Annotated in this window: 13 protein-coding genes; 11 read left to right on the plus strand and 2 right to left on the minus strand. The window is 48.5% G+C overall.

The annotated features are described in order from the left end of the window. The first annotated feature begins 101 nt into the window (after nt 1–101). The 10 genes from IPP66_20095 (at nt 102) to IPP66_20140 (ending at nt 12,151) form a co-directional block, all read left to right on the plus strand. Complete coding sequence (locus IPP66_20095) at nt 102–1,235, plus strand: hypothetical protein (protein ID MBK9927578.1); 1,134 nt, start codon at nt 102–104, stop codon at nt 1,233–1,235. A gap of 211 nt (nt 1,236–1,446) precedes the next feature. Further along, nucleotides 1,447–2,907 (plus strand): efflux RND transporter periplasmic adaptor subunit, encoded by a 1,461-nt coding sequence (locus IPP66_20100; protein ID MBK9927579.1) that lies wholly within the window; start codon nt 1,447–1,449, stop codon nt 2,905–2,907. Between the two features lie 5 nt (nt 2,908–2,912). Then, nucleotides 2,913–4,364 (plus strand): efflux RND transporter periplasmic adaptor subunit, encoded by a 1,452-nt coding sequence (locus tag IPP66_20105; GenBank protein ID MBK9927580.1) that lies wholly within the window; start codon nt 2,913–2,915, stop codon nt 4,362–4,364. 4 nt (nt 4,365–4,368) lie between these two features. Continuing rightward, nucleotides 4,369–5,883, plus strand: a complete 1,515-nt coding sequence (locus IPP66_20110) for an efflux RND transporter periplasmic adaptor subunit (protein MBK9927581.1) — start codon at nt 4,369–4,371, stop codon at nt 5,881–5,883. 28 nt (nt 5,884–5,911) lie between these two features. After that, nucleotides 5,912–7,369 carry an efflux RND transporter periplasmic adaptor subunit gene (locus IPP66_20115; protein ID MBK9927582.1) on the plus strand — a complete coding sequence of 486 codons (1,458 nt, stop codon included), beginning with the start codon at nt 5,912–5,914 and terminating at the stop codon, nt 7,367–7,369. Next, nucleotides 7,369–8,085 (plus strand): ABC transporter ATP-binding protein, encoded by a 717-nt coding sequence (locus IPP66_20120; GenBank protein ID MBK9927583.1) that lies wholly within the window; start codon nt 7,369–7,371, stop codon nt 8,083–8,085. The genes IPP66_20115 and IPP66_20120 overlap by 1 nt, the downstream gene beginning before the upstream one ends. Continuing rightward, on the plus strand, nt 8,082–9,311 hold the full coding sequence (locus tag IPP66_20125; protein MBK9927584.1) for an ABC transporter permease: 1,230 nt from the start codon (nt 8,082–8,084) through the stop codon (nt 9,309–9,311). The genes IPP66_20120 and IPP66_20125 overlap by 4 nt, the downstream gene beginning before the upstream one ends. 54 nt (nt 9,312–9,365) lie before the next feature. Beyond that, a complete protein-coding gene (locus IPP66_20130) occupies nt 9,366–10,046 on the plus strand; it encodes a hypothetical protein (GenBank protein ID MBK9927585.1) in 681 nt (226 codons plus the stop codon). 39 nt (nt 10,047–10,085) lie between these two features. Continuing rightward, the gene (locus IPP66_20135) at nt 10,086–10,769 is read left to right on the plus strand and encodes a response regulator transcription factor (GenBank protein MBK9927586.1); all 684 of its coding nucleotides are present in this window, start codon (nt 10,086–10,088) and stop codon (nt 10,767–10,769) included. Between the two features lie 5 nt (nt 10,770–10,774). After that, a complete protein-coding gene (locus IPP66_20140) occupies nt 10,775–12,151 on the plus strand; it encodes a HAMP domain-containing protein (GenBank protein ID MBK9927587.1) in 1,377 nt (458 codons plus the stop codon). Nucleotides 12,152–12,203: 52 nt separating this feature from the next. Here the strand turns inward: IPP66_20140 and IPP66_20145 are convergent, their stop codons facing one another. Beyond that, nucleotides 12,204–12,509 carry a hypothetical protein gene (locus tag IPP66_20145; protein ID MBK9927588.1) on the minus strand — a complete coding sequence of 102 codons (306 nt, stop codon included), beginning with the start codon at nt 12,507–12,509 and terminating at the stop codon, nt 12,204–12,206. Continuing rightward, entirely contained in the window at nt 12,506–13,015 is a 510-nt protein-coding gene (locus tag IPP66_20150; protein MBK9927589.1) for a DUF4405 domain-containing protein, read from the minus strand. Before IPP66_20150 ends, IPP66_20145 begins: the two co-directional genes overlap by 4 nt. Nucleotides 13,016–13,209: 194 nt before the next feature. Here IPP66_20150 and IPP66_20155 point away from each other — a divergent pair, with 194 nt between their 5' ends. Further along, nucleotides 13,210–13,611, plus strand: a complete 402-nt coding sequence (locus tag IPP66_20155; protein MBK9927590.1) for a hypothetical protein — start codon at nt 13,210–13,212, stop codon at nt 13,609–13,611. The last annotated feature ends 29 nt before the right edge of the window (nt 13,612–13,640 follow it).

A 13,640-nucleotide genomic window follows, 5' to 3' on the forward strand; every position in this document is an offset into this window, starting at 1 on the left:
TCATTGTCTAGTTACAATTGCAGTAGCGCATCATAACCCTTGCAAACGTGATGGGTTGTAATATACTCGAAGCGCATTATAGATAACTTTAAGGAGAAAAAATGTTACCTCGCGGAGAAGACAAGCCACCATCGCGTCGTTTAAAGAGATACTGGAAGATCGCTGTACTCGCAAACATCAAGGATGACACCAAACCCAAGCCGGAGGGTGTTCCACCAGATGCTTTCGCTGATTTTGATCATATTGAGACGATAGATTCGATTCGGGCCGCCCTTGAAACTGATGGCCACCAAACCATCTTTATCCAAGCGGACACCGATCTGCCCTACGCACTTAAAGAAGAAAAGCCCGATATCTGCTTCAACATTGCCGAAGGCCTAGGCGGTGACGCCCGTGAGGCACAGGTCCCTGCCCTGCTCGAAATGCTCCAAATTCCTTATACCGGCTCACGCGTACTCACCAACGGCATCTCCCTCGATAAAACACTGACCAAACGCATCTGGCGTGATCGCCGTCTCCCAGTAGCACCTTTTCAAGAGTTCAACATCGGGGACGAACCCCTGCGCTCTGAACTAAAGTTTCCGCTCTTTGTCAAACCCGCTCGCGAAGGCACAGGTATGGGCGTGGACACAAAAGCCATCGTCAACAACGAAAAGGAACTGCGCGAACGCGCCCAATACATTATCAATACCTATCAACAACCCGCCCTTGTTGAAACATTCTTGCCAGGAAGAGAATTTACTGTCGGCATCATGGGGCGTGCAGATGCAAAACTCTACTCACGCCACCCCGAATGGTATGAAAAGGATGGTTTTCACCGTTTCCCAGTGCTCGAATTGGAAATGAGTCGTTCCGTCACACCAAATATATACAGTCAGGAATCAAAATCCAAAGAAGTGGGAGAAGAAGGCGCGCCTGACTACGTCTGCCCTGCAAATTTGGACCCTGAACTCGAGAAGAAACTCAAACACTTCGCCTTACGCGCACATCAGCTCCTTTACGCCCTCGATATCTCCCGCACAGACATTCGCCTCGATGAGGAAGGCAATCCCCGTTTACTGGAGATCAATACGCTGCCCGGCTTAACACCCGATTACAGCGATCTCTGCCTGCAAAGCAAAGCGGAAGGCATTCGATACGAAGATCTGATCCTCGAGATCCTATACCTCGGAGCTTCTCGCTGGGGAATGGTGGAACCCCGAGACATCATGCTTGGGAATTCAAAGAGCCGATAACGCAACACCTTCTAACAAGATATAACTCACCCCGAAATTGTTCTTTCGAGGGTGAGTTTATTTTTTAACCCATAATTCAAAATAAATCAAGGGGAATACATTTCAGGCAACCCACACAAAGTCTCCACAATTCAATAACCGTATCTCTACAATTGGTTCATATACTGTAGTGACTTACAGAAATATAACTAGCAACAGAAAGGTCTCTAATTTGACAACCACGTCGGGAAGAACAAAACAGCGCATATGGATCATCGTCATCGTCGCGGCGCTCGCAGTGACAGGATGGTACGCATTTCGGTTGAAAGGTAGAGCAACTTCGCAGACCGCCGACAATTCAACTACGCAAACGGCTATCGCAAGGCAAGGCAACTTGACCCTTTCAGCAACTGGATCTGGCACATTGATCGCACAAACAGATGCAAGTTTCGGCTTCGAAACCAGCGGGCAGGTCACACAAGTCAATGTGAAGGTAGGAGATCAAGTAGAAGCTGGAGAAGTGCTGGCTCAATTAGACGATACGCTCGCACAGATGGAATATGCAGAAGCTCAACAGGCGTTACAGGAACTGCGCTCCCCCGCCTCCATAGCCGTTGTGCAACAAGAAATTGCAACAGCAAAGGATGCAAAAGTTGCGGCAAGGGATTGGCTGGTGTATCTATTCAGCGCAGAAGTAATAGATGCAGAAGATAATCTCAACGCCGCCAAGGAAAGGCTGGCTGAAGCACAAGCGAATGCGAAGGCCAATCCATCAGATGCGACCGCTGCAGAAGTGAAAAAGCAGGAAAAGTCAGTTGATTATCTCAATGACAAACTATCACAAGCGTGGACGTATTACGAAGATTACTATCTGCCTGAAACCTTTACACAATACGAACAACAAGGTCGAAATCGTGTAGTAAAGACAGAAACAGATCCACTTACTGGCAAAGAAATACCGGTGATCAGGGGAGCATCCACGGCCGATACTGCCAAGGCACGCAACGACTATGCTCAAGCAATTGAGACGATCAAAGACGGAGAACTTTATCTTGAGGCGTTGGATACAGGCACGATCCCTGAAGGTGCCACCGGCGAAAAATTAAACACGCTTTATCAGGCACAGCAAGCCGTAAAAGACGCTCAATCTGCAATTAATAAAACGAAGTTGATCGCCCCTATCAGCGGGATAGTTACATCCTTTGGTGTAAATGTCGGCGAACAAGCCAGTACATCTTCGACGATCACCATCTCGCAATTGGACCAACCATATATGGTAGATGCCTATCTCGACCAAGCGGATTGGGACGCCACCAAAATTGGCAACAAAGTCAACGTGATCTTCGAATTGATTTCCGAGCAGACCTTCCCCGGGACGATAACAACCGTTTACCCTGAGTTAGTTGCATCAGGCAATTCGTCGCTGGTACATATCGTTGTGCAGTTAGATAGAAGTCTCAGCCAGAATTTGCCCGTTGGAACAGGAGCAACCGTAAGCGTAGTAGGAGGCGAAGCTAAGGATGTGGTGCTGGTGCCAGTGGAAGCGATCCACAAAACAAAGGGTGAGTACGCAGTTACAGTCATCCAAAATGGAGATCAAGTGGAGCGGAGCGTTGAAATTGGCATTCAGGATGATACCTACGTTGAGATCAAATCTGGACTCGATGCGGGTGAAACCGTGGTGACGGAATAAACAATATGGCAACGACAAAATTTTTGAAACGCTCGAACAAAAGTGGATGGATCATTTCATCTGTAGTTGTTTTGGCAATTGTATTGAGCATGACAGGGTATTACTACAGCAAATCAAAATCTACTAACGCTATTCAAGCAACGCTTGAGACTTCAACCATTGGCACCGGAGATATTATTCTCTCGGCATCAGGGCTTGGCACACTAATTCCCAGTGAGGAAGTTTCTTTTGGCTTCGACAATAGTGGCAAGGTCGAAGAAGTGCTCGTGAAGTTGGGAGATACAGTGGAAGCTGGGCAGGTGCTAGCCACACAGGAAAACTCAACCATCGCATTGGAATACAAACGCGCCGAAGCGAACCTTGCGGCATTGTCATCCCCTTCTGCAATTGCATCGGCAGAACAGGCCATGTTCGATGCAAAAGAGACGCTTGTCTCTGCCAAAGATACCTATCAACATATGATCGGACCTGATCTACTGATCGCGCAAGAGAATGAACAACAGGCGCAATTAAAAGTGCAAGCCGCAAAAGATGCGGTGGGACAAGACGCATCCGATGAAAATAAACAATTACTCACCATTGCCGAAACAGCTCTTGAAAATACCGAAAAGATCCTCGCGCAGGCAAAACGCGATTACGAAGGCAAGTATCTTTTTCAAGAATACTATTTCCCTGTGAGAAACGATAACGGTATCACCATCGACAGGCAGGTCTTCGCCCCCACAGAAGCCGAGATCGCAACAGCCCAAGCCGCATACGAACTTGCAAAGGCCAACTTAAGTGATGCACAAAATTATCTTGACATTCTGAATGGCACCAAGACAACAAGCGATGTGCCTGTCAGCAGTTTTACATCCATTACAGAAGCAAAGATCGCGTTCGATCAAGCAAAAGCAGATCTTGATGCTACAGAACTGATTGCACCCATCAGCGGGACGATCACATCCGTCAGCATAAATCCCGGTGAGAATGTGGGCACTTCGGCAATCATCACTATATCGAACATGTCCCAGCCGTATGTGGTGGACGCGTATCTCGACGAAACCGATTGGGATAAAGCCAAAGTCGGGTACACAGCAAATGTAACCTTCGACCTGCTTCCAGATAGCACCTATCCCGGGAAGATCATTCGGGTATATCCAGCTCTTGATGATTCATCGGGCACATCCCTCGTCCATATCCTTGTGCAATTAGATAACAAGATCAATGTCAACATTCCTGCTGGTGCAACGGTCAGCGTAGATGTGACCGGCGGCGAGGCATTGGATGTCGTCGTCGTGCCAACCTCCGCTTTGAAAGAAGTGGATGGCAAATACACCGTGTACTTGATGAAGAACGGCCAGCCTGTAGAACAGAAAGTTGAAATCGGTATTCAAGATATTCTCAACGCCGAAGTTCAATCGGGCCTGCAAACAGGGGACGTTGTGTTGACGAACGCAACAGACATAAGTGAATGATGCTATGAACACAACACAAAAAGCCAAACACACATCCAAAATACGCATAAGCCGAGTCGCCATAATTCTTTTATTGGCAATTCTTCTCGGCGGCGGTGGATATCTTTACTTACGACTCTCTACCCCAACAGCGGATTCAACAACTGAAACCCCGCTTCAAACATCCAAGGCAACAACTGGGGACTTGGTTCTATTTGCCAGCGGCACAGGGACAGTGAGTCCCGCCGCCGAATCCAGTTTCGGCTTCAACACTAGCGGGCAGGTCAGCGAGATCAAGGTCAATGTTGGAGATGCAGTGGAAGCGGGTCAGGTGCTTGCACAATTAGACGATACTCAGGCAAAGATAGAACTCGCACAAGCTCAAGAGGCCATGGATAAACTGACATCGGCCGCCGCGATCGCCACAGTGAAAGGCTCGCTCGCAGAAGCGTTGACCGATTACGACAGTACAAAAAAGACACTCCAATATCTCATCAGCCCACAGGTTTTATATTGGGAAGAGAATATCGCAGAACGTGAAAAACTTCTCGCCGCCGCGCAAGCCGCCGCCGAAACTGACACATCCGAAACCGCCAAACAAAAAGTGGCCCAGATCGAAGCGTCATTGAAATATGCACAAAACTCGTTAGTCTATTACCAACAGGATTACAACGACACCTACGTCAAGACTAACTTTACACAATATCACGATGTATTTTATCTATCGAGAGGCCTAGTCACCGAGCCGATCAAGGTCGAAGACGAAAATGGGAAAGAGATCAACCTGGTCTACGCCCCCACCGAAGGCGAGATTGGCATGGCACGCGCCGCCTATAACCTGGCAAAGGCTCAGATCGCTGAATTGCAAACCTATTTGGATGTATTGAACGGCGCAGAGATTCCAGAAGACGCCACCGGAGAAAATCTGGCCACTTACATAGAAACCAAACATGCGCTTGAAACAGCTCAATACAACTTGAATGCTACAAAACTCATCGCTCCTATCAGTGGAACAATCACCACGCTCGATATCAACGTTGGCGATCTCGTGTCTAGTGGCAGTGCCGTGGTTACCGTATCAAATATCGATCAGCCCTACACCTTGGATGCATATTTAGATGCAGACAACTGGGGGCAGATCGAAAACGGCTACGAGGTGGAGGTTACTTTCGATATTCTTCCCGACCAAACTTTCAAAGGAAGTGTCACAAACATCTATCCCACGCTCGACACATCATCAGCAAGTTCAACACTTGTGCATTTCACAGCGCAATTGGATGAAACTATTCCTTACGAACTTCCCTCCGGGGCGGCACTATCCATCGAGGTCATCGGCGGGCGGGCAGAGAACACCGTACTGATACCCGTAGAAGCTTTGCATGAATTTGGTGACGAGCAATATGCGGTATTTGTTATGGAAAATGGACAACCACGTTTACACATTGTGGAAGTCGGGTTGAAAAATCTCACGAAAGCAGAAATTATTTCCGGTCTGAACGCTGGTGACACTGTCACTACAGGCGTGGTCAAGACCAGGTAATTTATCAAAGGAACATAAAGGACGACACATGAAGAATAAAATTTTCGCTTCAAAAAAAGCTCGCTGGATACTCCTAGGGATCGTAGCACTGGCAATTGTTGGAGGAAGTGCGGCATATTATTTCACTAACACCGCCCAAGCCAGTGTAGCAACTGAAACGCCGCTGCAAACCGCATCCGCTTACCGAGGGAGCATCGTATTGCAGTCCAATGGCACCGGCACACTTGCACCGGCCAACACGGTCAGTTTTGGGTTCGGAACCAGCGGACAGATCACTGAGTTGACCATCAAAATTGGCGATCAAGTAGAAGCCGGTCAAGTGATCGGCAAAATGGATGACACAGAAGCCAAGGCTGCTTACGAACAGGCAAAACGCAACCTTGCAGATATCACCACTCCTGCCGCTGTTGCCGAGGCAGAACAAGCAGTAGCTGATGCGGAGGTAGAGATCACCAATGCACTGAAAACCATAAAATTTCTCGTCAGCCCCGATGTCTTTTATTGGGAAGGGCAATTAGCTACAGCGCAGGAAACGCTCAAAGAGGCGCAAGCAGACGCAGGGTCCAGCCCGACCGCTGAACAGAAGAAGAAAGTTGATGAAGCCACAGCGACCCTAGATCGAGCACAGAAAAATCTTGAAGCCGCGAAGTTGACATACATCAATGAGTATGCACCAGAGAACTTCACCTTCACCTACACATATACAAATGATGAAGACAAGGAAACAACAACCAAGGAAGTCATCCCGCCGTCTGATGCAGAGATCGCAGCCGCACGTGCAACCTATCAATTAGCAGTTGAGAACCAAAAAGAAGCGCAAGCCTTCCTCGACTTTTTAAACGGGGGTCCACTTCCCGATGCTGTGACCGGCAGTACGATCACATCGCTTGTGGACGCACAAACAGCGCTTCAAACCGCAGAAGATAATCTGGTCGCTACACAATTGACATCTCCCATCACTGGAACAGTGACCGCCCTAACAGCCAGCGTCGGAGATTATGTCTCCGCGTCGTCCATTGTCACCGTTTCAGACCTGAGCCAACCATACACAATAGATGCGTATTTCGATGCAGAAGACTGGACCAGCATTCAAGCAGGGTACGAGGCTGATGTAGTGTTCGACATTTTGCCTGATGATACATACACAGGTGAAGTGACAGCGGTCTACCCTGAACTCGACAGCTCATCCAGTTCGTCGCTCGTTCATGCCATTGTCAAGTTGAATGAGAATATCAAAACAGATCTACCGGCTGGCGCCTCTGCCGCAGTAGATGTGACCAGCGGACGCGCTGAGAACGTAACACTTATTCCGATAGAAGCCTTGCACGAAACCAGCCCCGGCAAATATGCGGTCTTTGTCATGCAAAACGGTAAACCCCGTTTACGCGTGATCGAGATCGGGCTCAAAGACTTGTTACATGCAGAGGTCAAATCAGGAGTTGAGGCAGGCGACGTCGTCACAACAGGGATTACGGCGGTGCAATAATGGATAAGAAAAAGATTATCGAAACGATTGACATCACAAAGGTCTTCGGCATGGGAGACATCAGTGTAACGGCATTGAAAGGTATCAACATCGAGATCAACGCCGGTGAGTTCGTCGCCATCATGGGGCCTTCTGGCTCAGGCAAGAGCACACTCATGCACATCCTCGGTTGTCTCTCACAACCCACCAGCGGACAATACATGCTCGACGGTGAAGATGTGAGCTCACTTGATAAAGTGGAATTGGCCCACATCCGCAATAAAAAACTTGGTTTTATTTTCCAAGCATACAACCTGCTTGCACGTACAACAGCGCTTAGAAATGTCACTCTGCCGTTTCTTTATAGACATGAAAACAAGATAGGGAACGAAGAAGGCGAAGAAAAAGCAAAGGCCATGCTGGAACTCGTTGGTCTGGCACAGCGCATTCATCACCAGCCACATGAACTCTCCGGCGGTCAGCAACAACGCGTTGCCATTGCACGTGCGCTCATCAATGATCCTGTGCTTATCATTGCAGATGAGCCAACAGGCAACCTTGATAGCCGCTCTGGTGTAGAGATCATGAATCTTCTGCACACACTTCATGAACAAGGAACGACCATCGTCATGGTTACACACGATCCCAAAATTGCCGAGCACACACAACGAACCATTCAATTAACGGATGGCCTCGTAGACAATATTATTCACAACGGAAAGAAGGTGCACGCATGAAACTTACTGAAGCCATGCGTATTGCATGGGAAGCAATACTCAAAAATAAGATACGGTCCGTGTTGACCATGCTGGGCATCATCATCGGCGTGGCGGCGGTCATCATCATGGTCGCCATCAGCGCAGGGACAGAAGCCACCATTCAGGAACAGATCACAAGCCTTGGCTCGAACCTTCTGTTCGTACAAAGCAGTTTCGGCAGAATGGGACCCGGAGGTGGCGGGCAAGGTGGTGGCCTCGTCTATGACGATGCAACCGCTATTCAAGATCAGGTATCTGGTGTGGAGGCAGTGGTCGTCGAACAAAGTACCACGCAAACGATCAAATCGGAATCTGCGCAACTGGATGATGTTTCCATCGTGGGTTCATCACCCGGCCTCCCCTCCGTGCGTGATCTTGAAATCTCCCAAGGTCGATATTTCAATGAGCAGGATGTACAACGCAAACAAAAGGTTGCCGTCCTTGGTTATACATTGGCACAAGAACTTTTCGGTGACGAAAACCCGGTCGGGCAATACGTGACAGTTGGTTCTACAAAACTGGCCGTGATCGGCGTGATGGCAGAAAAGGGATCAGTAGGCGGTGTTGACTTCGATGCGCGGTTGTATACGCCCATCACGGTCGTGTTCCAGAAATTCACGCCATCACAATTCGCCCGCATCGTCGGTGATAGCGTACGCCAGATCACAGTAGAAGTTGATCCTTCAGCAAATGTTGACGATGTCATCACACAGATCAATCTCCTGCTCGTCAAACGCCATGACCTCACACTTGATACGGCAGATTTTAGCGTCACCACACAAAGCGACATCATCAGCACCCGCGAATCCACCACATCGGCATTTCGTAATCTGTTAGCATGGGTGGCAGGCGTATCGCTCATTGTAGGCGGTATCGGCATCATGAACATCATGCTGGTCAGCGTCACCGAGCGGACACGTGAGATCGGTTTGCGTCAATCCATCGGCGCAACACCAAACGATATCCGCTTGCAATTCCTGATCGAGGCTTTGTTATTGAGCGTTATAGGCGGGTTGATCGGCATCCTCGTTGGCGTAGGCGGTTCCTACATATTCGGCACCTTCAGCGACATGCGGACGGTTGTGTCTGTAAGTTCCGTCCTGCTAGCGTTCAGTTCCGCCGCGATTGTCGGAGCATTCTTCGGATTCTATCCCGCCAACCAAGCCGCACAACTCGATCCCATTGAAGCACTACGATACGAATAAAACAGATGACAGTCACTTTAAAAGTGACTGTCATCTCCCCATCAAGGAGATAACATGAAAAAAATAACCATCGTGATTTTCACCATTCTTGTTCTTGCACTGACCGCTTGCGGTAGTAGCAACAGTGCTACCAATCGACCGGATCAATCTGGCAACGCCACGGCTATGGAATTGCCGCTTGCATCCAAATTAGTAATTGGATCGTTCAAGTTGGAAAATACTGCCAATGCCATTACAGCCGAACAGGCTACTGAACTACTTCCGCTTTGGCAGGTGTATCAACAATTGAGCACAAGCGATACATCTGCCGAGCAAGAGGTCTCAGCATTGGCTGAGCAAATTCAAGAAACCATGACAGCCGACCAGATAAAAGCTATTGAAGAAATGAATTTGACCCCGCAGGATATGTTCACCGTTATGCAAGAACAGGGAGTAACTGGTCAGAACGGGGCGGCATCTGCTCAAAACGGAACGAACAATGGCGGGAACGGAGAATTCCGCATGCCTGGTGGCGGTGGCGATATGGTTATTCCTCCAAGTGGAGGTGGAGTACCGGGAGGTGGACCAGGCGGAGGTCCAGGTGGAGGCGGGTCGGGGTTGAGTCCTGATCAGGTCGCCACAGCACAGGCCCGTCGCACAGAAAATGGAGGTGCGAACACCGTCCGCTTAAACAGGACACCCGCTCCACTTATCGAAGCTCTTGTAAAGCTTCTGCAAGAAAAAGCTGGCTCCTAAAACCAGAATATTGATATACTGAAATTGAAAGGATGAAGTATGGCTAAAACCATCATGGTCGTGGACGATGAAAAAAGGTTGGTCTCACTGGTCGAGAGTTACTTGACGCAGGAAGGGTACCGCGTGGTCACTGCGTACAACGGCAGGGAGGCTTTAAGTGTGGCTCAAAAAGAAAAGCCCGATTTGATCGTCCTCGACGTGATGATGCCTGAAATGGATGGGTACGAATTCATGCGCAAGCACCGCGCAGAAAACGATACCCCCATCATTCTTTTGACTGCACGTGTAGACGATGAAGAAAAAGTGATCGGCCTCGAAGTGGGCGCAGATGATTACATGACCAAGCCTTTCCGTCCGCGTGAGTTGGTGGCGCGCGTACGTGCTGTCATGCGCCGCGCTGGAGAGAAGGAACCCACTGCCAAGGTGTTGAAAGCCGCAGATATTATCGTTGATAGAGACAGTCGCACAGTAAAAGTTGCCGATGAATTTGTAGACCTGACCCCCTCTGAGTTCGATATCCTAACATCGCTTATGGGCTCCCCCGGACGTGTGTATTCACGTCTTGACCTGCTCGATGTTATTCAAGGTGTTCGCTATGAGGGGTATGAACGCACTATAGATACTCACATCAAGAACCTGCGTGGCAAGATCGAGAAATCCCCTCGCACGCCAAAATATATCGAAACGGTATATGGCGTAGGCTATCGTTTTAAAAGGGAATAAGGTCTATGCGTTCCATATCCACTAAATTGATCGTTGCCTTCTTGAGCATTGGTATCATCAGCGTGGCTATCATCTTTCTCACAGCACGCTGGAATACCCGGCAGGAATTCATAAAATTTCTCTCCGATCAATCTCAGAGCAATCTTGTCACGGGCCTTTCCACATACTATCAAGAAAACGGGTCATGGAACGGCGCGGACGTTGTCTTTTTTCAGAGTAACAACCATCAGCCCGGCGCAGGAGTGGGAGCGCCCAACCCTCGCCCAGATATACGTCAACCCTTCACACTAACAGACCCAAATGGCTATGTACTTATTTCTAACGGGAACTTAAAGACAGGGGAAAAGGTATCCGAAGACGAATTTGACTTGGGCATACCTATCAAGCAAAATGATGTTGTGATCGGAGTGCTGGTTCCGATACGTGCACCATTTCAGGGGAACCCTCGTGAACTTGAATTTATCGAACGCACCAACATCACGCTTCTTTATGGTGCGTTAGTCGGTGCAATCATCGCACTCATCCTTGGTGTTGTACTCTCACGCACCATCACCCGTCCCATTCGTGAGCTTACACAAGCCACACATGCCGTCTCTGAAGGCGATCTCGATCAAAAAGTACAGGTACGTTCAAGCGATGAGCTTGGTGAACTCGCCAAGGCCTTCAACAAAATGAGCGCAGAACTTATGCGCTCGGTCAATGCCCGCAAACAAATGACAGCAGATATTGCTCACGAACTCCGCACTCCGCTCAGCCTGATCCTTGGTCACGCAGAAGCAGTTCACGATGGTGTGCTCCCGCCAACCAAAGAAAATTTTGAGATCATCCGCGAGGAAGCGACCCGCCTCGAGCATTTGGTCAACGATCTGCGAACACTCTCGCTCGCAGATGCAGGCGAATTGGCCATGACCTTCCAACCTACAGAACCCGAGCGACTGCTCCAAGAAGTAGCTGCCCTCTATCAATATCAGACTCAAAAGAAAAACATCTTGCTTGAATTGGACATCGCTTCGCCTCTTCCTACGCTCGAGCTTGATCCTGGACGAATGACTCAGGTACTCACGAATATTTTAGACAACGCCACTCGTCACACTCCCGAAGGCGGGATAATCACCATCGCCGCAAAACAAATAGATAAAACTGTTGAGATCTCCATTCAAGATAGTGGCCCCGGGCTTTCACCTGAAGAAACAGAAAAGATCTTCGAACGCTTCTATCGCACCGATACATCCCGTCAGCGTGACGGTGCACTTCTGAGCGGTTCGGGTTTGGGATTGGCTATCGCCAAATCCATCGTGCAGGCACACAGCGGCCAGCTTTCAGCGAAGTCCGAGCCGGGCAAGGGGTTGAGAGTCATCGTCTCGCTACCGGCAAAGTCCTGAATGCAAACAGAATCAAAAATCGGAAGTGTCCATTAGAACACTTCCGATTTTTTTATTTCGCAATAACTTGTGGTGCTTGTTTTCTTTTTTGTCTGATATTCTTCGGTAGAACGATCAAAAGTACAACTACAGTGACAACCCCTATATTCTTGATCAAACCGAATATCCAACCGCCACCTTCGCCTTCTTCACGCTCCACAAACTGACCATCTGGAGGAGGTGCGTGACGTTCACCATTTTCAAATTGTGGCGGCGCACCGTTTGACGACGATCCGCTTGCATTGACCGCACTATACGTAATGCCCATGACAATGGCAAAAGCGGCCAGTATCACAATGACCTTTCCTAGAGTTTTCATACGGCTACATCCTTTTTCTTATTTGTTGAGAACAACCGGGCAATCGGCTGGAAAATATAACGCGTACATGCAGTCACGATCCAATTCCAGTGCAAGGCGGTGTGAATGCCAAGCAACAAAAGGAAGATATTCGCAGAGGCATCATGCAAGGCGCGCCAGGTGAAGTTTTGAGGAAGGGTAATACCTAAAAATGGCATAACGGATTTCGAGATCAGAAACCCCGAAAGCATAAGTATCGTCACATCGAAAAACAGCAACCAGTTGAGAATGTAGTTGAAGCGTGTCTGAGCGTTCATTGTGCTAACGATACGGCGTGTGGTTTGCACGATCCAATCCCAGCTCAACAGCAGGTGCGTAACAAGAGCCGCAAACGCAGCAGTGGACAGCCATTCATGCACAGCGATCCCACTGGAACGCGGATCCATGGCAATGATGAAGGCAACGAAGATGCTCACATCAAGTATGAGCTTCACTTTTGTATTGTTTTTTGTTTTGGTTTCGATCATTTTTATCTCCTAAGATTTTCGAGATTGTAGTCGCCAAGGGAAAAGGACAGGTGATGAAAATAAATGGAAAATGTGAAGATTCTGTAAAGAACTTTATATCGTAGATTAATAAGCATTTATAATTTCCACACAATTTCTACACGTGTCACTAGCACTTGCATGGTATTGTTGAAATAACATAAGGAGATTTAATAATGAAAAAAGTTCTTCTCACACTTCTCGCTGTGATCGTTATTCTCGGTGCATTAGGTGCGGCGGGTTTTGCAGGATACCGCATCGGATATATGCAAGGCGCGTCTACATCGGGCAAACTCCCAGCAACCGGCTTCTACCATATGAATCCAAGCCAAATGCCGATGCACAGATTTAACGATGACTTTGGCGGCTGGAATCAGCAATATCGCCCGCCCATGATGGGACGTGGCGGTTTCGGCATGGGTATGGGCTTCTTCTCCCCGTTTCACTTCATCTGGAATATCGCTGTACTGGGATTGGTGATCTGGTTTGTCTACTGGCTATTCACAAAAAGTGGCTGGCGTATTACGCGAACAACAACGAATACACAGACTTCTGATGTCAAAACAGAAGGTAATTAAAACCACTAACGGTACGTCCAAATAGTTAC

The organism is Candidatus Defluviilinea proxima (assembly GCA_016721115.1).
GTDB classification, from domain to species: domain Bacteria; phylum Chloroflexota; class Anaerolineae; order Anaerolineales; family Villigracilaceae; genus Defluviilinea; species Defluviilinea proxima.